Source organism: Spirillospora sp. NPDC048819, assembly GCF_040650055.1.
Classification (GTDB): Bacteria; Actinomycetota; Actinomycetes; order Streptosporangiales; family Streptosporangiaceae; genus Spirillospora.
In genome coordinates this window covers 103,131-126,743 of the sequence record NZ_JBEZGN010000014.1, presented here as the reverse complement: position 1 = coordinate 126,743, position 23,613 = coordinate 103,131, and the positions used below count along the sequence as shown (strand labels likewise).

Here is a 23,613-nt window from a genome sequence, read left to right as displayed (position 1 = left end):
GAACCGGGCTCCCGCGACCGCACGTGCGGGAGCCCGCGAACGGGGCCGTCGCGCGAGCGGGATCAGCAGTCGGGGGCGCAGAGGCGTCGCGCCGTGGCCTGGCCGAAGATCCGCAGGATGTCCTGCGGCCGGTTCGCGGTGTAGACGCTGCCGCCGGTCGCCTCGGCGATCTTGTCGAGTTCGTCGGCGTCGACGTCCGGGCCGAACCCGATCACGATGATCTGGACGGGGCGGGCCGGGTCACGCCCCTGGCGCAGCGCGGTCAGCGTCGCGGCGAGCGTCGGCCCGTCCGGGTCCTCGTTGCGGCCGTCGGTGAACACCAGCACCGTGTTGATCATTTCGGGTTTGTGGGTCTCGCGCATGTACCGGACCGCGGCCAGCAGCGTGTCGTACAGGCCGGTGTCGCCGTCCGGCTTCGGGCGCAGCGACGAGAGGGTGCTCAGGATCCGCTGGCGGCGGGTCGCCGAGCCGACCCGCCGGCCGAGCGGCCCCATCGGCACCGTCTCCCGCCAGTCCCGGTCGCCGTCCATCCGCGTGGAGAACACCCACTGGCCGAGTTCGGTGTCGTCCGGCTGCAGCGCCAGTCCCCGCTGCGACGCCTGGGCGATCGCCTGAAGCCTGGTGAGCCGGGTACCGGGGACGGGCAGGGCCATCGACCCGGACACGTCGATCACCGACAGCATCCGTGAGCTCAGCGCCAGCCGCGCCCACGCCTGCGCGACCCGCCGGACCTCCGCCGCATCCGGAAACGGCAGGTCCGGCGGCTGCCACCTCTTCACCCCGCCGGCCGCAGTGAACGCCGCCGGCGGCCTGCCGTCCGGGTCCCGGAACCCGTGCGCGCGGAAGATCTCCCGGGCCCGGCCGGTGCGCAGCGCCCGCGCGAACAGCCGGGCCGCCGGCCCTTCGTCGATCAAGGTGAGCGGGAAGTCCAGGGACAGGGTGCCGCCACGGGGATAGACGGCCTCCGCCGGGACCGGCGCCGCACCCTGATTGTGAGCCCACACCGCCTGCTCGGGCGTCAGCAGAATCGGGACCCGCCCGTCGCCGCCTCTCTCGAACGCGGCGAACTGCCCCCGCACATCCGGCGCGGCGCTCTCCCGCACCGAACGTGCGAACGCCGCGAAGGACCCCTCCGACCTCCGGTACAGATCGTGGACGATCAGCAGCGACATCATCCCCGCACCCGTGCGGGCCGGGTCCGCCGGCGTCAGCCGGAAGGACCGGGAGCCCTCCGACCCCGGCACCGCAGCGCCCAGCAGATCCTCCCACGACCCGCTCACCCGGCCCGCCTCCACCCGGGGAAGCGCCGCCACCAGCGGCGAGCGCGCGAGAGCGCCCACGACGACGGGCGGCCGGTCGAGCATCCGCAGCCACAGCGACGAGTCCGGAACCCACACGTCCGGCCGCCGGACGCCCGCGTCCCGCGGAATCCGCCCAGCCAGCAGCGCCTGCACCCCGGCAGGCGCCGAGGCCCGCACGGCGACCCGCACGCACTTCCCCCCGGCGCCGTGCTCCCGCCGGTTGAAGTCCGCACCCACCGCCGACACCGCCCCGGCGATCTCCGGTGCGACCGCGACGTCCAGCCCGAGCACGGGGCCGGAACACCCCCGGACCTCCGACAACGCGTACACCGAACTGCCGAGCACCGCCGCCAGCGCCACCCCCGTGACCGCGGCGACCCGCCTCGCCCGCCCCCGCGTACGCCGGCCCTTCCCGCGATGCGCTCCACTCAAGGTCGACCTCGACTCCCCGCCCGGCGGACACCCCGCGCCAGAAACTGTGAGCCGCCCATTGTCGGGACACCCCAGCCCCAACCGCATCGGCGAAATCGCCTGTTTGTTTTGCAGTTCCCTTGGCGTCGGGCCCTAGAGGGCCCTCCTTCGGCGGGAACTGCGGGTGCGATCGCTGCATCGCTTCGGCTCGCCTTGCGGCTCGCTGCGCGATCAGGTTTCTCGCAAGCTCGAACCCTGCCTTCGGACGCGATCGCGATGGTTTGGGTCGTCGCGGGTTGAGGCAGTGGCTGGGGTCGCTGACACGGTGGTGTTCATCGCAGTGGCCTGGCGTCGCTGGGGGTGCGGTCGCTGCATCGCTCCGGCTCGCCTAGCGGCTCGCTGCGCGATCAGGTTTCTCGCAGGCTCGAACCCTGCCTTCGGACGCGATCGCGGATCCCGGGGTTGTCGCGTGGCCGGGGCGGCGGCTGGTGTCACTGACATGGTGGTGTTCATGGCACTGGCCCTGGGCGTCGCTGGAGGTGCGGTCGCTGCATCGCTCCGGCTCGCCTGGCGGCTCGCTGCGCGATGAGGTCTCTTGCTTCGCTTGGGACCTGTCTTCGGGTGTGGTTGGGATTGCGTGGGTTGCGTTGTGGCTGGTTTCGCTGGGGCGGGGGCGTTGTCGAATATTCTTCGGGGGAGTGGGTGTTTGGGCGCGGTTGGTGCGTGAGAGTTCGGCGTGGAGGGGGAGTTCCATGGACGCCATCGATCAGGCGATCTTGCGGCGGTTGCAGCGGGACGGGCGGCAGACCAATCGGGAACTGGCCGAGGCGGTGGGGATCGCGCCGTCCACGGCACTGGAGCGGACGCGTGCGCTGCGTTCCCGTGGCGTCATCACGGGATTCCACGCCGCCGTCGACTTCGAGCGGCTCGATCGAGGTGTGCAGGCGCTGATCTCGATCCGGATCCGGCCGCAGTCGCGCGAGGCGATCGAATCGGCGCGCGACGGCATGGCCGCGATGCCCGAGGCAGTCGGGGTGTTCGTGGTGACGGGCAACGAGGATCTCCTCGTTCACGTGGCGGTGCCGAGCACCGCTTACCTGCGTGACTTCGTGCTCGACCGGCTGGCGCGGCGCAAGGAGTTCGTGGACGTGCGCACCTTGGTCGTCTACGACTACGTCCAGCCGGTGGAACAGTCCGAACTTCCCATGGCGGAGCGGCGTGAGGGCCGAACGTCCTACACCTGATCTTTGGCTTGAGGTGTCGGTGGTGAACGATCGGCGGTCAGCAGCGGGCTGACCGCATGAACGTCGGTTCGTCGCGGTGCGGCCCGCATTTTCTTTTAGCGTTGCGAGCATGTACCGACGAAGCAATCCTTCTGGGACGCTGCTGGTGCTGGTGGCGGGGGTGCTCTGGGGGACGGTCGGGCCGGCGCAGGTGATGGCCGGGTCGTCCGCGAGTCCGGTGGCGGTGGGCGGGGCCCGGATCTTGTCGGGCGGCCTGGTCCTCGCCGCGCTGGTGCTCGTGACGAACCGGCGGGCGTTTCTGTCGCTGTCGCGGCGGACGTGGGCGCCGGTGGCGGCCGCCTCGGCGGCCACCGGGACGTTCCAGGCGGCGTTCTTCAGTTCGGTCGACCGGACGGGCGCGGCCGTCGCGACCGCGGTCGTGTTCGGGCTCGCGCCGGTGTCGACGGGGCTGTGTGAACGGCTGGTGCTCGGGTCCCGGCTGAGCCGGCGCTGGTGGGCGGGGACGGCGTGCGCGATCGGCGGTGTCGCGCTGCTGATGGTCCCCGGCACGGCCGTCCACGTCGACCCCGCCGGGATCGTGCTGAGCCTCCTCGCGGGGACGTGCTTCGGCGTCTACACCGTGTCGGCCAAGGTCCTCACCGGGCGGGACGTGGGGATGGCGGCCGCCGTGTCGGTGACGCTGCTCGCCGGGGGAGCGGCGCTGCTGCCGTGGATGATCACTGGACTGCCGTCCCTCGCGGCGCCCCGGTCGGCGGCCCTCGTGGCCTGGCTCGGGATCGCCGCCACCGCCGCCGCGTACATGTGCTTCGTCACCGGCCTCGGCCGCGTGACGGCGGCGGCCGCCGGGACGCTCAGTCTCGCCGAGCCGCTTGTGGCCACGGGCCTGGCCATCGCCGTCCTCGGCGAGCGGATGTCGGCGCCGGTCGCGGCCGGGTCGCTGCTCCTGCTGGGCGGGCTGTTCGTCGTCTCGTTCCCGGCGCGGCCGCCGCGCGGGCGGGCGGCGGCTCGGTATGATGGCGCCCACGCGACTGGCGCAGTCAAGGTGGAGACGACCACCGGGGAGCGAAAGTAGTCCGCACACCGCGCGCCTGGGTGTACGGGTCCCCTTCGCCGGGGTGCCCGAAGCCTCGGCGCGAACAGCGCGGAGGCTCACGATGCACGAACCGGCCGTATCCCGTCTGCAGGACCAGGACCCCGAGATCGCCGGGCTGGTGGAGGCGGAGGCCCGCCGCCAGTACGAGAAGATCCGGCTGATCGCGTCGGAGAACTACGTGTCGCCGGCCGTCCTGGAGGCCACCGGGTCCGTCCTGACCAACAAGTACTCCGAGGGCTACGCGGGCAAGCGGTACTACGAGGGCCAGCAGAACGTCGACCCGATCGAGCTGCTGGCCATCGGCCGGGCCAAGGAACTGTTCGGCGTCGAGCACGCCAACGTCCAGCCGTACTCGGGGTCGCCCGCGAACCTCGCCGTCTACATGGCGTTCCTGGAGCCCGGCGACCCCGTGATGGGCCTGTCGCTGCCGATGGGCGGCCACCTCACGCACGGCTGGTCGGTGTCGGCCACCGGCAAGTGGTTCAGCCCCGTCCGGTACGACGTGCGCGCCGACACCGGCCGGGTCGACATGGACCAGGTGCGCGACCTGGCGCTCAAGGAGCGGCCGAAGCTCATCTGGTGCGGCGGCACCGCGATCCCGCGGACGATCGACTTCCCGGCGTTCGCCGAGATCGCCCGCGAGGCGGGCGCGGTGCTGGCCGCCGACATCGCGCACATCGCGGGCCTGATCGCGGGTGGCGCGCACCCGTCCCCGGTCGGCCACGCCGACGTGATCACCACGACCACGCACAAGACGCTGCGCGGACCGCGCGGCGCGATGATCATGTCGACGGCCGAGCATGCGAAGGCGATCGACAAGGCCGTGTTCCCCGGCCTGCAGGGCGGCCCGCACAACCACACGACGGCCGCGATCGCCGTCGCGCTGCGGGAGGCCGCGCAGCGGGACTTCTCCGGGTACGCGCGGCAGATCGTCGCGAACGCCAAGGCCCTCGCCGCGGCGCTGCTGGAACGCGGCTACGACCTGATCTCCGGCGGCACAGACAACCACCTGATCCTGATCGACCTGACGAATAAGGGCGTCGCGGGCAAGCCCGCCGCGCAGGCCCTCGACCGCGCCGGGATCGAGCTGAACTACAACGCGGTCCCGTTCGACCCGCGCAAGCCGTTCGACCCGTCCGGGCTGCGGCTCGGCACCGCCGCGATCACCACCCGCGGGCTGGAGGAGGCGCAGATGCCGCAGGTCGCGGCGTGGATCGACGAGGTCGTGCAGGCCGCCGCCAAGGATGACGAGACGGTCGCCCGGCGGGTCGCCGGCCAGGTCCGCGAGCTTCTCGCGTCCTATCCGATGCCCGGCTGGACGTCCACGCCCTGAGCGCCGCGCAGAACGGTGATCATGCGCCAGGCTTCGGGGTCGGTGAGGGCCACGGTGTCCGCTCCGGCCCCGAAGTCGCCGTACTGCGCCGCCTTCTCCAGGCCGCCGGCCACGCGGATCGCGGCGTCGAGTTCGGTGGCGGACCAGAAGCGGTAGGGGACGACGTCGCGCAGCACGCGTACTTCGTCGTCGCCGGGGGGTCGTCCTCCCGCAGTGACGCCGCCCCCGCCGTTGATCGTCATCGTGACGTGGTCGTCGGCGATCTGCGTCACCGGGTCGAGCCGGTCGCCCGGCTCGCCCCAGCGCACGCTGGCGTGGACACCGTCGCGCTCGACCGTCCAGCCGGTGCTGACGGTCGGTTCGCCCAGCCGGTCCCGCGGATGTGACATCTCGACGATGTAGAGGCCGCCGGGGGACAGGTGCGCGGAGACGCGGCGCAGGTGCGCGACGAACGCGTCCAGGGTCATCAGGTGGGACGTGGAGTCGAGCATGGTCACGATGAGATCGAACCGGCGGCCCAGATCGAACCGGGTCATGTCGTCCCGGACGACCTCGACCCTGACGTTCGCGCGGCCGGCCTCGCGGGCGGCGTAGGCGCACATCTCCGGGTTCAGGTCGAGCGCGGTCGCGGCCAGGCCGCGGCGGGCGAACTCGCGGGCGTGCTCGGCCGGCCCGGCGGCCAGCTCCAGCACCGTTCCGGGGCGCCCGGCCGGGCGGTGCCCGGCGCACCAGCCGAGCAGCGCGTCCACCTCGGCGGGCACGTCGCGGAACGAGCACGCCAGCTCGTACGCCCAGGGATCGTCATAGATGCCGGTCACCCGGCCATCCTGCCAGCGTGCCGGGGCCGGCGGGGCGGCCGTCCAGGCGGAGCCGGATCTCCACGACGGCGGGGTCGGCGGTGCGCCGCGTCCGGCCGCCGAGCGAGGTGAGCAGGCGCCGCATCCGCGCGTTCTCGCTCAGCGCGGTCGCGCGCAGCTCCACCACGCCGCGGTCCCGGCCCAGCGCGATGAGCAGGCCCGCGAGGGCGCGGCCGAGGCCGCGGCCCTGCCAGCCGTCCTCGACCAGGAACGCGACCTCGGCGACGCCCGGGTCGAGGACGTGGATGAGGTGCGCGAGGGCGAGCAGCGAACCGTCCGGCCCCTCGGCGACCAGCGTGAGGCCGTACGCGGGGTCGCAGAACCGCTCGATCGCCCGCCGCGGCGGGAACGGCTTCGGGCTGAAGTACCGCATCCGGCGGCTGTCGAGGGAGCACCGCTCGTGCAGGGCGCGGACGGCGTCCGCGTCGCTCCGCCGGATCGGCCGGACGACGGCGCGCGTGCCGTCGCGCAGCACGACGCGGTGGGATGCGCGACGCCGCGGCTCGGCGGGCAGCGCGGCCCTGACCAGCGCGTCCGCACGCGCCGCCTCGGTCGCGGTGAACGGCATGCCGAGCCTGCGGAGCCGGACGGCGCGGCCCCGTCCCACCGGAACCATGAGGACGCACGCGTCCGTTTCGTCCGGTCCGGGGTCCGTCCAGGACGCCTCGTCGGCGCGGAGCAGCTCGCCGAGGACCGCGGGCACCGCGTGCGGCTCGGTGCGCAACCGGGACGCCAGGACCAGGGCGCGGGTCGGCTCGTCCACCAGCTCGTGGGGGCGGGCGGGCCGCACGGTCGTGCCGATCCCGCCGGCCGCGCCCAGTGTTTCGGCGAGGTCGCGCGCGTCGGCGCCGCCGTGCGGGACGTCCACGATGAACTCGTCCACCACGCCCCCGGCGTCCATCTGGACGGACAGGCCGAGGATGTTGGCGCCCCGCCGGCCCAGTGCGGCGGTGAGCAGGGCGAGGCGGCCGGGCCTGTCCTCGATCGAGGTGCGGATGCGCAGCAGCGGCATGGGAACGTTCCCTTCACGGGGCCGGGCGCCCGTTCGTCTCCGGTGCGGTCGGCGACCAGGTTCGCCGACGGGTGTTACGCGACCGCTACGTCACGGTGTGCCAGGGGTTTCACATTCCGGACGGGGACTTGAGCGGCCCCCGCCGACCGCCTACCGTGCGGTGAGTGATCGACCCCGTGAGCGGTGAGCCTGCCGACGACCGACCTCCGCGCGGTCCGTCCACGACCCGGCTCCCCCTGCTGCTCCCCGGCTCGCTCAGCGACGAGCAGCGAACCGTCTACGAGGCGCTGACCGGCGGCCCGCGCGCCACCGGCCGTACGCCGCCGTTCGGCATGGCCGACGACTCGGGCCGCCTCCACGGCCCGTTCAACGCCATGCTCTACAGCCCGTCGGTGGGCCTGCCGCTGCAGGATCTCGGCGTCGCCCTGCGCTTCCGCACAGCGTTCACCAAACGCGAGCGGGAGATCGCGACGCTGGTCGTCGCCGCGCACGTCCGGTCCGACTACGAGTGGTACGCGCACGAGCGGATCGGGCGCCGCGCCGGGCTCGGCGACGACGAGATGGACGCGCTGCGCGAGGGCCGCGCCCCCATGCTCGCCGACGTCCGCGAACGCGTCGTCTACGAGGCGACGCGGCAGCTCGTCGCCGAGAACGACCTCGGCGACGCCGTGTTCACCGAGGCGGCGGCCACGCTGGGGCGCACCGCCGTCGTCGAGCTGGTCACCCTCGTCGGGTACTACAAGGCGCTCGCGCTGCAGCTGCGCGTGTTCCGGGTGGGCGTCCCGGACGGCGAGACCCCGCCCGGGTGGCCCGCCGCGGAGGACGCCGCCGCGGAGGACGGGGATGAATGAGGTCCTGCGCACGGTCCGGCTCGTCCTGCACCCGGTGACGATGAGCGACCACGGCGCGCTGCTGACGCACTGGACGGGCCCGCTCGTCCGCCGCCACCTGTTCGCCGACCGGATGATCTCCGCCGTCCAGGTGTCGGAGATCATCGACGCCAGCGAGCGGGACTTCGCCACCGAGGGCTACGGGCTGTGGGCGCTGCGCCCGGCGCGCCGGGCCACGGGAATCGACGGGGCCGGGAGCGGCGGGGCCGCGCCGGGTGAGCCGCTGATCGGCGTGGCGGGGCTCAGCCACCACGACGGGCCGCTCGGCCACGGCGTGGACGTGGAGATCCTCTACAGCCTGGAGCCGGACCGGTGGGGCCAGGGCCTGGCCGCCGAGGCGTCCCGCGCGGTGCTCGACTACGCGTTCGGGGAGATCGGCGTGCACCGCGTCACCGCCGAGATCGACATGGCGAACCCGGCGTCGGCGGAGATCGCCCTGCAGCTCGGGATGCGCCGCCGGCCGGACGGTCCGGGCGGCCCCGACGGCGCGGCCTACTACGCGGCGGACCGCTCTCGCTGGATCGGATCCCGTCGTATCGTCGATGCCGTCCCATAGAATCCGTTGCCGACTGTTGATTTCAGTGCGGAATTTAGCAATATGAGCGCATGAGCTCCTCGTCGCGTCGTGCGCCCCTCGCCCCCGAGTTCGCCAACGGCGGGGTCTCCCACTGGCACCGGGCGGCCGGACGTCCCGAGCCGGGCCCGCGGCTGCCGGGGCCGCGCACCGCGGACGTGTGCGTCGTCGGCGCCGGGTACACCGGGCTCTGGACGGCCTACTACCTCAAGCGCGCCCGGCCCGGCCTGCGGGTCATCGTGCTGGAACGCGAGTTCGCCGGGTTCGGGGCGTCCGGCCGCAACGGCGGCTGGGTGCTGGGGGAGATCGCCGGGTCCCGGGAGCGCTATGCCGCCCGGCACGGCCGCCCCGCCGCGATCGCGTTGCAGCGCGCCATGTTCGACGCGGTGGACGAGGTCGCCCGGGTCGCCGCCGACGAGGGCGTCGACGCCGGCCTCGTCAAGGGCGGGGTCCTGTACGTCGCCCGCAACGCCGCCCAGCGCGCCCGCCTCGCCGCGCTCGTGGACGAGGCGCACGACTGGGGCTGGACGGACGCCGACCTCGTCCCGCTGCCCGCCGCCGAACGCGACGACCGGCTGCGCGTCGAGGGCGCGACCGGTGCCGCGTGGAGCCCGCACTGCGCCCGCGTGCAGCCCGCCGCGCTCGTCCGCGGCCTCGCCTCCGCCGTCCGGGGCCTCGGCGTGAAGATCTACGAGGGGACGCCCGTCGTCCGGATCGTCCCGCGGCGCGCGGGCGTCCAGGCCGCCGCCGTCACGCCGTTCGGCACCGTCACCGCCGAGTACGTGCTGCGCGCCACCGAGGGCTTCACCGCCGGGCTGCCCGGACACCACCGCGACTGGCTCCCGATGAACAGCTCCATGATCGTCACCACGCCGCTGCCGGACACGGCGTGGAAGGCGATCGGCTGGGAACGCCGCGAGCTCCTCGGCGACATGGCGCACTACTACATGTACGCGCAGCGCACCGCCGACGACCGGATCGCGTTCGGCGGCCGCGGCCGCCCCTACCGGTACGGCTCCCGCATCGACGAGGGCGGCCGGACCCGCCCGTCCACGATCGACGCCCTCTGGACGACGCTGACCGCGATGTTCCCCGCCGTCGCCGACGAGGGCCGGGTCGCCCACGCATGGTCGGGCGTCCTCGGCGTGCCCCGCGACTGGTGCTCGACCGTAGTCGTCGACCACGCGGCCGGCCTCGGCCACGCCGGCGGCTACACCGGCCACGGCGTCGCCGCCGCCAACCTCGCCGGCCGCACCCTCCGCGACCTCGTCCTGCGGGACGACACCGGCCTCACGGCGCTGCCGTGGGTGGACCGCCGCGTCCGCCGCTGGGAACCCGAACCGCTGCGCTGGCTCGGCGTCCACGCGATGTACGCCCTCTACCGCGCCGCCGACGCCCGCGAGTCGTCGTCACCGTCGGCGAGAACGTCCGTCCTGGCCCGCGCCGCCGACAGGATCACCGGCCACTAGGGTTCGACGAGGTCCTGGACGTCCCCGTACGAGGGCGCGGGGTGGTCGCCGTCCTCGCCCGTGACGCCGAGGGCCGCGGTGACGGCGGCCTGCAGCGCCTTCCGGAACAGCAGCGAACCGGTGCTCAGGCGGTGCACGCCGAGGCGGTCCATCCGCGAGTACTCGGTCTTGCCCGGCATGAACAGGACGTTCAGCGGGACGTCCGCGACGTCGAGGACGGCCCGGATGTCGGCGTCGTCCACGATTCCGGGGACGAAGATCCCGTCCGCGCCCGCCTCCGCGAACGCGCGGGCCCGCCGCAGCGTCTCGTCGCGGTCCGGGTCGCCGAGCCAGAACGTGTCGGTGCGGGCGTTCAGGAACACCTGCGGCGCGGCCCGCTTCACCGCGGCGATGACGGTCGCCTGGTGGTCGAGCGGCGCGAGGGTTCCGTCGGATCGCCCGTCCTCCAGGTTGATCCCGGCGATCCCGAACGAGGCCAGTTCGGCGACGAGGTCGGCGACGTCGGCGACCCGCGCGGAGAACCCGCCCTCGATGTCGACCGTCACCGGCACGGGCAGGCGGGACAGGACGCGGGCGAGCGCGAGGGTCTCCTCCCGCGTGTCGCCCGCCGCGTCGCTCTTCCCGGCCGCGGCGGCGACGCCGAGGCTCGTCGTCCCGACCGCGGGGAACCCGGCCTTGACCAGGGCGGCGCCGCTCGCGAAGTCCCACGCGTTCGGCAGGACCAGCGGACGGTCGCCGTGGTGCAGTTCGTGGAAGTTCACCGGCCGCCCTCCGTTGCGTGCAGGACCGCCTCCACCACGCCGGCGGCCAGCTCGAGCGCGTGGCCGCCGCCGGGGCACGGTCGCCGGCCCGCGCCGAACGTCAGGTGGGGATGTTCCCGCCGGTCAGGATCAAAACGGCCGGGTTCCTCGAACACGTCCGGGTCCCGGTTGGCGGCCCGCAGATCCAGTGTCACGGCGGTGCCCCGGGGGATCGCGCGGCCGTTGAGCCGCGCGCCCTCGGCGGCGACGCGGCGCATGACAGGGACGGGCGGGTCGAACCGCAGTGTCTCGGCGACGACCCGGCCGGCGGGCCGGCCGCGCGACTCCGGGCGCCGGGCGTACGGCAGGGTCGCGCGGATGAGCGCGGCGGTCGCCTCGCACGCCTGCACGAGGACGGCGATGCGGCCCGCGACCCGCTCGTCCGGGCCGGGGCCGACCACGATGGCGCGGCGCCGTTCATGGTCGGCGCCCTCGCTGAACCGGCACACCGTCCGCCGCAGCCACGCCAGCGAGGGCGGACGGGCGTCGCCCAGAGCCGGCGGGACGGTGAATCGGGCGTCGCCCAGGACGGCCGTGACGTCGGCGTGCCCGGTGACGAGCAGGTCTGTGTTGTCCACGTCCCGAATGTAGGGACGGTTCGTTTCAGTGCCGGTCGAAGTGTCCGCCGCGCCATGCGGGGAGGGGGCGGCGGCCCACCGCCACGTCGAAGGCGGCGCGTGCGAGCAGGCGCGTGGAGTCGAGCGTGGGCAGCGGCGAGACATCGGGCGTCACCAGCAGCGGGATCTCGGTGCACACGAGCGCGACGGCGTCGCACCCGCGCTCGGCGAGCCGTTCGATGATCTGGACGTACCGCCGGCGTGACTCCCCGGAGACGACCCCGTTGACCAGCTCCTTGAAGATGATCTCGTTGACGGTCTCCCGGTCGCCGGCGTCCGGCACCTCGGCGGCGATGCCGCGCGCCGCCAGTTCGCGGGGGTAGACCGGGCCGTCCATGGTGTAGCGGGTGCCGAGGACGCCGACGCGCGTCCTGCCGTCGCGGGCGGCCCGGTCGGCGACCACCTGCGCGATGTGCAGGCCGGGCAGCGCCAGATCGTCGCCGGGCCGTTCGAGGGCCATGTGCGCGGTGTTGTCCGGGCAGACGAAGAAGCCGGCGCCCGCCGCCGCGAGCCTCCGGACGCTCTCGGCCAGCGTCGCCCGGATCGAGTCGTGGTCTCCCGCGTCCCAGGCGGGCATGCTCCGTGCCAGCGCGATGAGGTCGAGCGTCACGTCGGGATGGTCGTCGGGGCCCAGCTCACGGAAACCCTCTTGGCAGAAGGTCCGGAAGCACAGCGCGGCGCCTTCCGCGCTGTGGGCGAGGATGCCGAGATGCTCCACGTTCCGCTCCTGTTCGATGCCGCGCAGCCCGTTCTGCACGCACCGACCAGATTGCCATGCTCCTCGCGCCGGCCCGCCGGCCGCCCGCCGGAAATCGTCTAGGCCAGGAGGGACGTCAGCGGCGCAAGGTCCTTCGCCTCGGCCAGGCCGTAGGTGAGGTCGGTGATCCGGTCGGCCCGGGTTTCGGGGACGCGGCGGACGGCGTTCAGGCAGAACTTCGTCGCCAGTTCGCCGGACGACAGCGGGTTGTCGGGCCCGCCCCGGTTGGCGTCGACCCGTTCCTCCAGCAGGGTGCCGCCGCGTGTCCGGATGCGCAGGACGGCCGGGAACTGGTGCGGAAAGATCTCGTCGCAGCGGGCATCCGGGACGCAGCGGACCTTCGCGGCCAGCGCCAGCCGGCCGGGGTCCGCGGCGGCCGCGTCGGTGAAGTCCTCGTGGAACACGCCGAGGCCGCCGCCCCCGAGGAGCGCAGCCGCGACCGTGTAGGGCCCGGAGAACGCCGCGTGATACCCCGACCTGGGACGGATCTTGTCCTCGTGGGGTTCGCCGATCGTGCGGAGGACGGGCGTCGGCGCGCCCAGCTCGATCGACTCGATGTCGGCCGGGTCCAGGCCGCGGCCGCGCAGCCGGAGGGCGGCGTCGATCCCGGCGTGGGTGAAGTGGTTGCACGGGTACGGCTTGAAGAAGATGCCGGGCAGTTCCCAGTGCTCGCCCAGCCCGGAGGTGAGGGCGTCCAGGTCGACCTGGTCGCCGCAGAACGCCTGGAGGAACCCGAAGCGGCCTTCGAGGACGGTGGGCGGCCCGGTGATGCCGGTCCGGGCGAGGCCGGCGGCGGTGACGGCGGCGTGCGCCGCCCAGCCGCAGTGGATCCGCTTGACGGTGCCGCCGGTGCGGTTCGCCTCCAGGATCCCCGAGCCCATGCTGGCGGCGATGCCCATGGCGTCCGCGATGCCGGCGGCGTCCAGGCCGGACAGCACGGCGGCGGACGCGGCGGCGCCGACCGCGCCGCAGATCGCGGTGGCGTGCTGCCCGCGTTCGAAGAACACCGAGTTGCCGAGGTCGCGGTCGTAGCCCGCCATGCCGAGCCGGACGGTGATCTCGATGCCGACCGCCACCGCGTCCAGCAGCAGGGCGCCGGTGGCGCCGCGGGCCTCGGCCACCGCGAGGGCGGCGGGCACCACCGAGGCCGACGGGTGCAGGACGGACGGCAGGTGCGTGTCGTCGAAGTCGAGGGAATGCGCGAGGGTGCCGTTCAGCAGGGCGGCGCTCGGCTCGGGAAGGCGGATGCCGGTGCCGATCGCGGTGGCGCGGCCCGCGCCGCCCCATTCGGTGACGAGTTCGCCCACGGCGCGGGCGGGCGGCTCCGCCGTGGCGGCCAGGCTGTTGCCCAGGACGTCCAGGACCCGGCGGGCGGCGTCGGCGCGCAGGTCGGCGGGCAGCCCGCGCCGCCCGGCGTCGGACGCCAGCGCGGCGAGGCGCTGGACGGGGGTCGCGCCGTCGGCCGTCATGCCGATACCGCCGCGAGGGGGCGGACGGGGGAGCCGGTGCCGCCCTTGATCCGCAGCGGGGCCAGCATGAACACGAACTCGTGCAGCCCCGCCTCGGCGAGCGCCTCCAGGTTGAGGTGCTCCAGGATGTAGATGCCCGACTCGACCAGCAGGATCCGGTGGACGGGCAGGACGGCGTGCCCCGCGCCCGCCGGGATCTGCTCGTAGGCGGTCGTGTCGGCCCCGGTCGCGGCGATCCCCCGGCGGGCGAGCCAGCGCGCCGCGTCCTGGGTGGCGCCGGGGACGCCGGTCTCCTTGCCGAGGTAGGCGGCGGTGTCCCCGAAGTTGCGGGACCAGCCGGTGCGGATCAGCGCGACGTCGCCCTCGCCGGGCTCGGTGCCCGCGCGCTTGGCGGCGAGGTCGAGGTCCTCGGCGGTCACGCCGTAGCCGGGCGGAAGCGTCGCCACGTCGTGGACCGCCGCCACGTCCAGCAGGACGCCGCGGCACAGAAGACCGGGCAGGTTCTCGGCGCCGTGCGCGGTGAACGCCCCGCCGCGCTGCGCGTCCGCGGCGGAGACCCCGCCGTGGAGTTCGCCGTTGTGGCTGACGTGGGAGAGCGCGTCGATGTGCGTGCCGACGTGCCCGCCGGTCACGATGATCTCGTTGGCGGCGGAGCCGCCGTCCGGGCGCTCCATGTCGCCGTGCCGCCGGATCAGCGTCATCCGGAACCCGGGGTGGTTGGGCGAGCAGGGCATGCCGGTGAAGAACGGCTGCCCCAGCTCGATCAGCCGGACCCCGCCGGCGACGGCCGCGAGCAGCGGGTCGTGGGAGTTCATGCGTGCCTTTCCTTGACGGGCCGGGCGGCGGCGTCGGCGGCGAGCAGCCAGGTGGCGCGCTCGACGACCGCCTTGTCCACGAACCGGCCGGCGGAGTCGATCCAAGCGGCGCCGCCCCCCGCTGCGCCGCCGCGTTCGGTCACCTGGCTCATCAGGTCGCGCGCCCACGCGACGTCCCCCGGGTCGGGGACGCACGCCTCGTGGACGACGGGGATCTGCGCGGGATGGATCAACGACCGGCCGAAGAACCCGGCCCGCCGCCCGGCGAGGGTGTCGGCGCGCAGGCCGTCCAGGTCGCGGACGGCCGTCCACACGCTCTGCGGCGGCGAGGGCAGCCTGGCGGCGCGGGCGGCGACGACCACCCGCGACCGCGGCCACGCCAGCGCTTCGCCGCCGCCGACGCGCAGGTCGGCGGCCAGGTCGGCCTCGCCGAGCGAGATCCCGGCGACGAGCGGGTGCGCGGTGGCGAGGGCCAGGGCGTTCTCCACGCCGAGCGCCGACTCCAGCACGGGGTACACCGGGACGCCGAGCGTCCCGGCGACGCGGCGCAGCTCGTCGGGGTCCTCGCTCTTGGGGACGCGGACACCGGCGAGCGCGCCCGGCGCGGACGCCAGGAGGGCGAGGTCGGCGGCGCCGTCGGGGGTGGCGGGCGCGTTGATCCGGACGTGCGCGGCGTGCCCCGCGGCCAGGGTGTCCAGGACGGTCCGCCTGGCGTGCTCCTTCGCCGCGGGGGCGACGGCGTCCTCCAGGTCGAGGATCACCGTGTCCGCGTCCGACGCGAGGGCCTTGCCGATGCGGTCCGGGCGGTCTCCGGGGACGTACAGCCAGGTCCGGGGGACCAGGTCTCGCGGCGTCACCCGATCACCCCTTTGGCGCGCAGCTGGTCCAGCTCTTTCTCGCCTACCCCGTAACGGGCGAGGATCTCGGCGGTGTGCGCGCCGAGCGGCGGCCCGGCCGACTCGATCCGCCCCGGCGTCCGCGACAGCCGGAACAGGACGTTCTGCATCTTCAGCGGGCCGAGTTCGTCGTCGGGGACGGTCGCGATGGTGCCGAGCGCCTCGAACTGCGGGTCGGCCATGACGTCGGCGGCGTCGTAGACGGGCGCGACGGCGGCCTGCGCCTCCTCGAACGCCCTGACGACCTCGTCGCGGTCGCGGGCGGCGATCCAGGAGCCGACCGCCTCGTCCAGCACGTCGGCGTACCGGGCGCGGTCGGCGCCGGTCGCGAACCACGGCTCGTCGATCAGCTCGGGCCGCCCGACCAGCCGCATCACCCGCTCGGCGATCGACTGGGCGCTGGTGGAGACCGCGACCCAGCCGCCGTCGCGGGTCCGGTAGGTGTTGCGGGGCGCGTTGTTGTGCGACCGGTTGCCGGTGCGCGCCTGCAGCTCGCCGAGCTGGTCGTAGGTGATGATCTGCGGCCCCAGCACGGTGAGGATCGGCTCGATGATGGCGAGGTCGATCACCTGGCCCTCGCCGCCGGCCTCCCGGGCGCGCAGCGCCGTCATGATCGCGAACGCGGTGGTCAGCGCGGCGATCCCGTCGGCGAGCCCGAACGGCGGCAGGGTCGGCGGGCCGTCCGGCTCGCCGGTGATCGCGGCGAACCCGCTCATCGCCTCGGCGAGCGTCCCGAAGCCGGGACGCCTGGAGTACGGGCCGGTCTGCCCGAACCCCGTGACCCGCGCCACCACCAGCCCCGGGTTGGTCTTCCGCAGCTCGTCCGGGCCGAGGCCCCAGCGTTCCAGCGTGCCCGGACGGAAGTTCTCGATGACCACGTCGGCGTCGGCGGCCAGCCGGCGGAACAGCTCCTGCCCCTCCGGGGAGCCGAGGTACAGCGTGACGGCCTTCTTGCCGCGTCCGAGCATCTTCCACCAGAGCCCGACGCCGTCGCGCTGCGCGCCGTGGCCGCGCACCGGGTCGCCCCTCGGGTGCTCGATCTTGATGACCTCGGCCCCGAAGTCGGCGAGCAGCGTCGCGGCGAGCGGCCCGGCGAACAGGGTGGCCGCGTCGAGGACGCGGACTCCGGACAGGGCGTCGGTCATGGGACGGTACCGCCTTCCGCTTGATGGTGTTCCGCTTAGAGAAACAGTATGGGTCATCGAATCCGATCTGCGGAAGCGCCCCCGGAGTTCTCAAATTGGCAGCATCGGCCACGTTGCGTCAAGTTCGGCCTCGATGTTGACCGGTCGCCGCAGGGAGTGCGACCCTGGCGTGACACTGAGGCTTGTTTCTGTCAGCGGAACATTCGTCGGGAGTCTGCGGCTGATGGGCGCCCGACCACCCGGTACCGTGCCTGACCACCCGAGAAGGAGACACGATGGCGACGACCGAACTGCTGCTGAAGAACGTGCGGGTCGTCCGTCCCGACGCACCCGACGGCACCGGGCCGCAGCCCCTCGACATCGCCGTCGACGACGGCACCATCACCCGCGTCGCCGCCGACCTCCCTGACGACGACGCCGCCACCGTCATCGACGGCGGCGGCCGGCTCGCGTTCCCCGGCGTCGTCGACGCCCACCAGCACTGGGGCATCTACAACGAACTCGCCGCCGACGCCCGCACCGAGAGCCGCGCCTGTGCGCAGGGCGGCGTCACCACGTCCCTGACCTACATGCGGACCGGCCAGTACTACCTGAACAAGGGCGGCCCCTACCGCGAGTTCTTCCCCGAGGTCCTGAGCGCCGCGCAGGGCAACGCCTACGTCGACTACGCGTTCCACCTCGCGCCGATGATGACCGGGCACATCGACGAGATCCCGTACCTGGTCGAGGAGCACGGCGTCACCTCGTTCAAGGTCTTCATGTTCTACGGGAGCCACGGCCTGCACGGACGCTCGTCCAGCCAGAGCGACTTCCTCATGACGCCGCCCGACGAGCGCTACGACCTCGCGCACTTCGAGTTCGTCATGCGCGGCGTCCAGCGGACCCGCGAGCGGCTCGCCGACTACGCGCCCTACATCTCGCTCTCGCTGCACTGCGAGACCGCCGAGATCATGACCGCCTACACCAGGATGGTCGAGCAGGACGCGTCGCTCACCGGCCTGCGCGCCTACAGCGCGTCCCGCCCGCCGCACTCGGAGGGCCTCGCCGTCACCATCGCGTCCTACCTCGCGCACGAGACCGGCCTGCCCAACATCAACCTGCTGCACCTGTCGTCGGAGAAGGCGCTGTCGGCCGCGCTCACCATGGCGGGCGCGTTCCCCCACATCGACTTCCGCCGCGAGGTCACCATCGGGCACCTCCTCGCCGACGTCGACACCGCACACGGCCTCGGTGGCAAGGTCAACCCGCCGCTGCGCGACCGCGCCGACGTTGAGGCGCTCTGGCGGCACGTCCTCGCCGGGGACGTCGACTGGGTCGTCAGCGACCACGCCTGCTGCCGCGACGAGATGAAGTTCGGCGCCGACCGCGACGACATCTTCCTCGCCAAGTCCGGGTTCGGCGGCGCCGAATACCTGCTGCCCGGACTCGTCGGCGAGGGCCTCAAACGCGGCCTGCCGCTCCAGCGCGTCGCCCAGCTCACGTCCTGGAACCCCGCCCGCCGCTACGGGCTCCTCAACAAGGGCACCATCGCCGAGGGCTACGACGCCGACATCGCCCTGGTGGACACCGACGTCTCCTGGACGGTCCGCGCCGCCGACTCCGAATCCACGCAGGAGTACACGCCGTTCGAGGGCTTCGCCATGACGGCCAAGGTGACCGACACCTTCGTCCGCGGCCACCGCGTCTGCGCCGGCGGCGAGATCGCCGGCGACCCGGTCGGCCGATACCTGCGCCGCGGACGCTGAACCCTAGGATCGTCCCGTGACCGACCAGACCGCCACCGCGCCGCCGGCAGCGTCTGCCCAAGGGGGGACCGAGGTCGCCGGGCGGGTCGCGGACGTGCTGCTGCTGTTCGCCGGCGGGCCCGAACACCTCGGCGTCAGCGCCATCAGCCGCGAACTCGGCATCTCCAAGGCCGTCGTGTACCGGATCCTGCAGTCGCTGGTGTCCCGCGAGGTGCTCGAGACCGGCGCGGCGGGCTACCGGCTCGGCCCCGCCGCCGTCGCGCTCGGCGTCAGCGCGCTGCGCGGCTTCAACGTCCGCGACGCCGCCGCGCCCGCCCTGCGCCGGCTGCGGGACGAGACCGCCGAGACGACCACGCTGTCCGGCCTGGTCGGGGACGAGCGGGTCTACCTCGACCAGTTCGAGAGTCCCCGCGAGGTCAAGATGACGGTCGAGGTGGGCCGCAGGTTCCCCCTGCACGCCGGCTCCTCCGGCCGCGTGATCCTCGCGTTCCTCCCCGCGGACCGCCGCGAGTCCCTCCTGACCCGCCCGCTCTCCGCCCTCACCGACCGGACGGTCACCGACGCCGCCGCCCTCCGCGCCCGCCTCACCGAGACGGTCCGCGACGGCGTCGCCGTCTCGTTCGGCGAACGGCAGGTCGACGCCGGCTCGGTCGCCGCGCCCCTGTTCGGCCCGGACGGCGAGGTCCACGGCTCCATCAGCGTCTGCGGACCCCGCCACCGCTTCACCCCCGAGGCCGTCGACCGCTATGGGACCCTCGTCCGCGACGCCGCCGAGGAGATCACCCGCACCTGGACGACCCGCCGCTAGACGGTGCGGTAGTGCGTCATCAGGCGGCCCTCGTCGTCCAGGACGTGGAACGCCAGCCCAGGGGGAGCGCCGTAGTCGGCGATGCCGCCCCCTTGCCACGGCAGGTTGAGCGTGGAGACGACCCCGGGCGCGACGAGCAGCGGCCGTCCCGCGAACGTCGTGGCCGCCGCCGTGTGCGCGTGCCCGCACAGGACGGCCACGACCTGCGGATGCCGTTCGATGACCTCGGCCAGGCGCCCCACGCCGAACTGCCGGATTCCGTCCACGTACGGGATGCCCAGCGTCACCGGCGGGTGATGGAAGCAGACGAACGCCGGGGTGCCGGGCTCTTCGGCGAGGGCCCGGTCGAGCCAGCCGATGGTCGCGTCGTCGAGGAACCCGCGATCCTCCCCGGGCACCGTGGAGTCGCACATCACGAACTTCGCGCCCGCCACCATGTGGACTCTGTTGACCGGCCCGTCTTCAGGTGGCTCGTCCAGGAGCACTTCCCGGTACGGTCCCCGGACGTCGTGGTTGCCGGGGCACATGAACACCGGATGCGGGGATTCCAGCAGCTTGCGCGCCTGCTCGTACTCGGCGCGCTCGCCATGGTCGGCGATGTCCCCCGTGACCAGGACGGCGTCGACCGGCAGGTCGTTCACATGCTCCATGACCCGCGCCGCGCGTTCGGCCCGTTCGTCCGTCGTGTCGAGATGCGTGTCGCTGAGCTGGGCGAAAACAATCATGCCGCGAACGTAAGGCCCGACCGGATCAAGATTAAGATCCGGTTCCGTGTCGAAAGATTGGGCCGGTTCCGGGGTTGATCTTCATCTGGATCTGGATGTGTCCGGTGGCCGTCGAGCGGGGCTGGAACGCGCTCTCCGCGCCGCGATCGCGACGGGGCGTCTCGCGCCCGGCGCCACGCTGCCGTCGACCCGCGCCCTCGCCCTCGAACTGGGCTTCTCGCGCGGCACCGTGAGCGCCGCCTACGACCAGCTGACCGCCGAGGGATACCTCACCGCCGTCCCCGGCTGGGCCACACGCGTTGCGCAAGCCGCCCATCCGCCCCCCACGTGGCGAGACGGCCTCACCTCAGCCGGCTCCACCTCGGCCGGGTCCGCGTCGAATCCGGCGGTGCGGCGCGCGAACGCCTTTCCCGGGGATCATGGGAACTTCGCGCATGATCTGCTGCCGGGGCGGCCCGACCTCAGCACGTTCCCTTCTGCCGCGTGGCTGCGTTCCACCCGCCGCGTTCTGACGACCGCGCCGCCCGAAGTGCACGCGCTCGGTGATCCGCGCGGCAGGCCCGAACTGCGCGAGGCCCTGGCGGGCTACCTCGGCCGTGCCCGGGGCGTCCACGCCGGCCCCGCCCGGATCGTGATCACGTCCGGCTACGCGCAGTCCCTCGGCCTGCTGGCCGCCGTCCTCGCCGAGGCCGGGACGATCACCGTCGCGATGGAGGAACCCGGCCACCCGCTGCACCGCGGCACCGTCCGGCACGCCGGGCTCGGCGTCGTCCCGCTGCGGGTGGACGACCTGGGTGCGCGTACGGAAGCCCTCGACCAGGCCGGTGCGGCCGTGCTGACGCCGGCGCACCAGTACCCGTGCGGCGCGACGCTCCATCCGGACCGACGGCGCGCCTTCACCGCCTGGGCACGCGAAACCGGCGCGACGATCATCGAGGACGACTACGACGGCGAGTTCCGCTTCGACCGGCAGCCCGTCGGCGCCCTCCAGGGGACGGCCCCCGACCATGTCGTCTACGCCGGCACCGCGTCCAAGACCCTCGCCCCCGCGCTCCGCCTGGCCTGGCTGGTGCTTCCCGAACGCCTGCTCGAACCCGTCATCGAGGCCAAGCGCGTCGCCGACGCGCACACCCAGTCGCTCGGGCAGCTCGTCCTCGCCGACCTGATCGGCGGCCACGCCTACGACCGGCACGTCCGGGCGTCGCGGCTCCGCTACCGCCGCCGCCGGGACCTCCTTGTCGGGACGCTCCGCGACCGCGCACCGCACGTCCGCGTGCAGGGCATCGCGGCCGGCCTGCACGCCCTCGTCCTCCTCCCGGACGACGGCCCGGGGGAGGACGAGATCGTGCGTCGCGCAGCGGCCCTCGGTCTCGCCCTCATGCCCCTCCGCGACCATTGGCAGAACCCCTCCGGACGCCCGCAGGGCCTCATCATCGGCTACAGCACCCCGCCAGGCTCCGCCTACCCAGGCGCGTTGGACGCCCTCTGCACCGTCCTGGCCTGACCGTCACGTTCCGCTGGGGCGTTCCAGAGCGACCCTGGGAAGGCGCTTCGCCACGGGGGCGGGGAGCCACCAGGCGTGTTTGCCGAGCAGCTGCATGACCGCCGGGACGATCAGGCAGCGGATCACCACGGCGTCCAGGAGGACGGCGACCGCGAGGCCCAGGCCGAACTGCTGCAGCATCCGGCTGGGACTCAGGATGAACGCCGCGAACACGACGATCATGATGGCGGCGGCCGCGGTGATGACCTTGCCGGTGGCGGCCAGGCCCTCGCGGACGGCGTGCGCCGGATCCCCGGTGCGCTCCCACTCCTCATGGATGCGGGAGACGAGGAACACCTCGTAGTCCATGGAGAGCCCGAACACGATCGCGAAGATCATCACGGGGATGAACGCCTCGACCGGGCCGGGCTGCGCGCCGAACCGGCCGTCCTGGAACACCAGGGTGACGGCGCCCAGCGCGGCGGCGATGGACAGCAGGTTGAGCAGCGCGGCCTTGATCGGGATCAGCACCGAGCGGAACACCACCATGAGCAGGACGGCGGACAGGCCGACGACCACGGCGACGAACAGCGGCATCCGTTGCGACACCGAGTCGGCGAAGTCCTGGGTGGCGGCCGTGGGCCCGCCGACGAGGTAGTCCGCGCCGGTCTTCTGGGAGAGGGCCGGGAGCACGTCGTCGCGCAGCGTGTGGACCAGTTCGGCGGTGGCCTCGTCCTGCGGCGCGGTGTCCGGGAAGGCGATCACGGTGGACACCGCACCGTCCTTCGACGGCAGCGGCGGGGTCGTCGCGGCGATCCCCTCGGTCTGCTCCAGCGCCGGCCGGAGTTGCGCGGCCGGGCCTTCGGTGACGATGACCAGCGGCCCGCTGAAGCCGGCGCCGAACCCCTCCGCCAGCAGGTCGTACGCCTGCCGGGTGGTGGTGGACGGGGCGTCGTTGCCCGCGTCCGCGAAGCCGAGCCGCATGTCGAGGGCGGGGGCCGACAGGGCGAGCAGGGCCGCGACGGCGACCAGCAGCGCGGGGATGGGACGGCGCTGCACCGCCGTGGCCAGCCGCCGCCAGCCGTCGTCCCTGGAGCGGTCCCCACGCTTGCGGACCTGCCGCTGGATGCGGCCGCCGAACACCGCGAGGAGCGCGGGCAGCAGCGTCAGCGACGCCGCCATCGTGACCAGCACCGTCAGCGCCACGGCCAGGGCCACCCCCTGGAGCGCACCGAGGCCGAGGACGATCAGCCCCAGCAGCGCGATGATGACGGTGCAGCCGGCGAAGAAGACCGTCCGGCCGGCCGCGTCCAGCGCCGCGCGGGCCGCGGCGGCCGGGTCCGCGCCGCCGCGGAGTTCGTGCCGGTAGCGGTAGAAGATCAGCAGGGCGTAGTCCACGCCGACGCCCAGCCCGATCAGCATCATGATCGGCGGGGTGAAGTCGGCGACGGTGAACATGTGCGAGGCCAGCGCGATGAGCCCGACCGCGCCGCCGACCGCGAACAGGGCGGTGACCAGCGGGACCGCGGCGGCCACGAGGGAGCCGAACAGCAGGATCAGGATGACCAGCGCGGCCAGCATCCCCGCGCCCTCGGCGCCTCCGCCGCCCTCCTCCTGCGCGCCCCGGACCGCGTCCCCGCCGAGTTCGACCTGCAGGCCGTTCCCGTCCGCGGCCTTCGCGGTATCGATGATCTCGGTGACGTGCGCCGACGGCACGTCCTCGGCCGAGCCGCCGAGGGTGACGGTGGCGTAGCCGATCGTTCCGTCCTCGGAGACCGAGCCGGTGCCCGGCGCCTGGACGTCGGCGACGCTCGGCAGCCCGCGCACCTCGTCCAGCATCCCGTCGATGGCGGCGCGGTCGCCGCTCAGTCCCCGGGCGTTCTTGAAGACGATCTGGACGGTCGCGCCCGCCTGGAGCGAGCCGTGCTCCTCCATCAGGTCGGCCGCGGCCTGGGAATCGGTTCCGGGCAGCGAGAAGTCGTTGTGGTACGTGGCGCCGGCCGCCTGCGAGCCGACCGTGATCGCCGCGACCGCCACCACCCACAGCAGGAGCGCACCCCAGCGGTGGCGCTGCGACCAGGAGGCCAGGCGGCCGAACAAGCCCGTGCGGCTGCTCGGCGACCCCGTGTTCGAAGACCCGATGTTCGAGGACCCTGTGTTCGCGGACAT

Annotated in this window: 20 protein-coding genes, 1 pseudogene and 1 riboswitch; of the genes and pseudogenes, 9 read left to right on the top strand and 12 right to left on the bottom strand. The window is 73.7% G+C overall.

Going from position 1 to position 23,613, the window contains the following annotated elements:
- Window positions 1–62 precede the first annotated feature (62 nt).
- On the bottom strand, window positions 63–1,733 hold the full coding sequence (locus tag AB0C35_RS20530) for a substrate-binding and VWA domain-containing protein (RefSeq protein ID WP_358458071.1): 1,671 nt from the start codon (window positions 1,731–1,733) through the stop codon (window positions 63–65).
- A gap of 731 nt (window positions 1,734–2,464) precedes the next feature.
- On the opposite strand from AB0C35_RS20530, the gene AB0C35_RS20525 reads away from it, so the two are divergent.
- The 3 genes and pseudogenes from AB0C35_RS20525 to glyA all read left to right on the top strand — a co-directional run bounded on the left by AB0C35_RS20525 (window position 2,465) and on the right by glyA (window position 5,382).
- Window positions 2,465–2,956: an Lrp/AsnC family transcriptional regulator gene (locus AB0C35_RS20525; protein WP_358458070.1), complete on the top strand. Its 492-nt coding sequence runs from the start codon at window positions 2,465–2,467 to the stop codon at window positions 2,954–2,956.
- A 109-nt stretch (window positions 2,957–3,065) separates the two neighbouring features.
- Window positions 3,066–3,866 (top strand): annotated as a pseudogene (locus tag AB0C35_RS20520) (EamA family transporter); the annotation flags it as partial.
- Between the two features lie 104 nt (window positions 3,867–3,970).
- Window positions 3,971–4,057: riboswitch (ZMP/ZTP riboswitch) on the top strand.
- Between the two features lie 53 nt (window positions 4,058–4,110).
- The gene (glyA, locus tag AB0C35_RS20515; protein ID WP_358458069.1) at window positions 4,111–5,382 is read left to right on the top strand and encodes a serine hydroxymethyltransferase; all 1,272 of its coding nucleotides are present in this window, start codon (window positions 4,111–4,113) and stop codon (window positions 5,380–5,382) included.
- Here the strand turns inward: glyA and AB0C35_RS20510 are convergent.
- Entirely contained in the window at window positions 5,349–6,200 is an 852-nt protein-coding gene (locus tag AB0C35_RS20510; protein WP_358458068.1) for a class I SAM-dependent methyltransferase, read from the bottom strand. The two genes, glyA and AB0C35_RS20510, sit on opposite strands and share 34 nt — an antisense overlap.
- Window positions 6,184–7,251, bottom strand: coding sequence for a GNAT family N-acetyltransferase (locus AB0C35_RS20505; protein ID WP_358458066.1), 1,068 nt, complete (start codon window positions 7,249–7,251; stop codon window positions 6,184–6,186). Before AB0C35_RS20505 ends, AB0C35_RS20510 begins: the two co-directional genes overlap by 17 nt.
- Window positions 7,252–7,415: 164 nt before the next feature.
- Here AB0C35_RS20505 and AB0C35_RS20500 point away from each other — a divergent pair, with 164 nt between their 5' ends.
- Genes AB0C35_RS20500 through AB0C35_RS20490 form a run of 3 tightly spaced genes read left to right on the top strand, consistent with a single transcriptional unit; the run spans window position 7,416 to window position 10,184 of the window.
- Window positions 7,416–8,102, top strand: coding sequence for a carboxymuconolactone decarboxylase family protein (locus AB0C35_RS20500; RefSeq protein WP_358458064.1), 687 nt, complete (start codon window positions 7,416–7,418; stop codon window positions 8,100–8,102).
- Window positions 8,095–8,697 (top strand): GNAT family N-acetyltransferase, encoded by a 603-nt coding sequence (locus AB0C35_RS20495; RefSeq protein ID WP_358458062.1) that lies wholly within the window; start codon window positions 8,095–8,097, stop codon window positions 8,695–8,697. The genes AB0C35_RS20500 and AB0C35_RS20495 overlap by 8 nt, the downstream gene beginning before the upstream one ends.
- Window positions 8,698–8,747: 50 nt before the next feature.
- Window positions 8,748–10,184, top strand: coding sequence for an FAD-binding oxidoreductase (locus AB0C35_RS20490; protein WP_358458060.1), 1,437 nt, complete (start codon window positions 8,748–8,750; stop codon window positions 10,182–10,184).
- On the opposite strand, the gene AB0C35_RS20485 is transcribed toward AB0C35_RS20490, so the two are convergent.
- The 7 genes from AB0C35_RS20485 to AB0C35_RS20455 are packed head-to-tail and all read right to left on the bottom strand — an operon-like array spanning window position 10,181 to window position 16,683.
- On the bottom strand, window positions 10,181–10,945 hold the full coding sequence (locus AB0C35_RS20485) for an isocitrate lyase/phosphoenolpyruvate mutase family protein (protein WP_358458058.1): 765 nt from the start codon (window positions 10,943–10,945) through the stop codon (window positions 10,181–10,183). The genes AB0C35_RS20490 and AB0C35_RS20485 overlap by 4 nt on opposite strands.
- Window positions 10,942–11,562, bottom strand: a complete 621-nt coding sequence (locus AB0C35_RS20480) for a cytochrome P450 (RefSeq protein ID WP_358458056.1) — start codon at window positions 11,560–11,562, stop codon at window positions 10,942–10,944. The genes AB0C35_RS20485 and AB0C35_RS20480 overlap by 4 nt, the downstream gene beginning before the upstream one ends.
- Window positions 11,563–11,587: 25 nt before the next feature.
- Complete coding sequence (locus AB0C35_RS20475) at window positions 11,588–12,358, bottom strand: amino acid racemase (protein ID WP_358458054.1); 771 nt, start codon at window positions 12,356–12,358, stop codon at window positions 11,588–11,590.
- A gap of 59 nt (window positions 12,359–12,417) precedes the next feature.
- Window positions 12,418–13,827: an MmgE/PrpD family protein gene (locus tag AB0C35_RS20470; protein ID WP_358458052.1), complete on the bottom strand. Its 1,410-nt coding sequence runs from the start codon at window positions 13,825–13,827 to the stop codon at window positions 12,418–12,420.
- Window positions 13,824–14,642: a cyclase family protein gene (locus AB0C35_RS20465; RefSeq protein ID WP_358458050.1), complete on the bottom strand. Its 819-nt coding sequence runs from the start codon at window positions 14,640–14,642 to the stop codon at window positions 13,824–13,826. Before AB0C35_RS20465 ends, AB0C35_RS20470 begins: the two co-directional genes overlap by 4 nt.
- Window positions 14,639–15,499, bottom strand: a complete 861-nt coding sequence (locus AB0C35_RS20460; RefSeq protein ID WP_358458048.1) for an aldolase/citrate lyase family protein — start codon at window positions 15,497–15,499, stop codon at window positions 14,639–14,641. Before AB0C35_RS20460 ends, AB0C35_RS20465 begins: the two co-directional genes overlap by 4 nt.
- Window positions 15,496–16,683: a CoA transferase gene (locus AB0C35_RS20455; protein ID WP_358458047.1), complete on the bottom strand. Its 1,188-nt coding sequence runs from the start codon at window positions 16,681–16,683 to the stop codon at window positions 15,496–15,498. The genes AB0C35_RS20460 and AB0C35_RS20455 overlap by 4 nt, the downstream gene beginning before the upstream one ends.
- A 275-nt stretch (window positions 16,684–16,958) precedes the next feature.
- On the opposite strand from AB0C35_RS20455, the gene AB0C35_RS20450 reads away from it, so the two are divergent.
- Both AB0C35_RS20450 and AB0C35_RS20445 read left to right on the top strand, forming a co-directional pair.
- Complete coding sequence (locus AB0C35_RS20450) at window positions 16,959–18,428, top strand: dihydroorotase family protein (protein ID WP_358458045.1); 1,470 nt, start codon at window positions 16,959–16,961, stop codon at window positions 18,426–18,428.
- Between the two features lie 16 nt (window positions 18,429–18,444).
- Window positions 18,445–19,236, top strand: coding sequence for an IclR family transcriptional regulator (locus tag AB0C35_RS20445; protein WP_358458043.1), 792 nt, complete (start codon window positions 18,445–18,447; stop codon window positions 19,234–19,236).
- Here AB0C35_RS20445 and AB0C35_RS20440 read toward each other — a convergent pair.
- Window positions 19,233–19,961 (bottom strand): phosphodiesterase, encoded by a 729-nt coding sequence (locus AB0C35_RS20440; RefSeq protein ID WP_358458041.1) that lies wholly within the window; start codon window positions 19,959–19,961, stop codon window positions 19,233–19,235. The two genes, AB0C35_RS20445 and AB0C35_RS20440, sit on opposite strands and share 4 nt — an antisense overlap.
- A 97-nt stretch (window positions 19,962–20,058) precedes the next feature.
- Between AB0C35_RS20440 and AB0C35_RS20435 the strand changes: the two genes are divergently transcribed.
- Window positions 20,059–21,465 carry a PLP-dependent aminotransferase family protein gene (locus tag AB0C35_RS20435; protein ID WP_358458039.1) on the top strand — a complete coding sequence of 469 codons (1,407 nt, stop codon included), beginning with the start codon at window positions 20,059–20,061 and terminating at the stop codon, window positions 21,463–21,465.
- A 3-nt stretch (window positions 21,466–21,468) separates the two neighbouring features.
- Here the strand turns inward: AB0C35_RS20435 and AB0C35_RS20430 are convergent, their stop codons facing one another.
- Window positions 21,469–23,613, bottom strand: coding sequence for an MMPL family transporter (locus AB0C35_RS20430; RefSeq protein ID WP_358458037.1), 2,145 nt, complete (start codon window positions 23,611–23,613; stop codon window positions 21,469–21,471).

Coding starts and splice junctions, on each gene's coding strand:
- AB0C35_RS20525 (WP_358458070.1), top strand. CDS start 2,465: ATGGACGCCATCGATCAGGCGATCTTGCGGCGGTTGCAGCGGGACGGG.
- glyA (WP_358458069.1), top strand. CDS start 4,111: ATGCACGAACCGGCCGTATCCCGTCTGCAGGACCAGGACCCCGAGATC.
- AB0C35_RS20505 (WP_358458066.1), bottom strand. CDS start 7,251: ATGCCGCTGCTGCGCATCCGCACCTCGATCGAGGACAGGCCCGGCCGC.
- AB0C35_RS20495 (WP_358458062.1), top strand. CDS start 8,095: ATGAATGAGGTCCTGCGCACGGTCCGGCTCGTCCTGCACCCGGTGACG.
- AB0C35_RS20490 (WP_358458060.1), top strand. CDS start 8,748: ATGAGCTCCTCGTCGCGTCGTGCGCCCCTCGCCCCCGAGTTCGCCAAC.
- AB0C35_RS20470 (WP_358458052.1), bottom strand. CDS start 13,827: ATGACGGCCGACGGCGCGACCCCCGTCCAGCGCCTCGCCGCGCTGGCG.
- AB0C35_RS20465 (WP_358458050.1), bottom strand. CDS start 14,642: ATGAACTCCCACGACCCGCTGCTCGCGGCCGTCGCCGGCGGGGTCCGG.
- AB0C35_RS20455 (WP_358458047.1), bottom strand. CDS start 16,683: ATGACCGACGCCCTGTCCGGAGTCCGCGTCCTCGACGCGGCCACCCTG.
- AB0C35_RS20450 (WP_358458045.1), top strand. CDS start 16,959: ATGGCGACGACCGAACTGCTGCTGAAGAACGTGCGGGTCGTCCGTCCC.
- AB0C35_RS20440 (WP_358458041.1), bottom strand. CDS start 19,961: ATGATTGTTTTCGCCCAGCTCAGCGACACGCATCTCGACACGACGGAC.
- AB0C35_RS20430 (WP_358458037.1), bottom strand. CDS start 23,613: ATGTCCGCGAACACAGGGTCCTCGAACATCGGGTCTTCGAACACGGGG.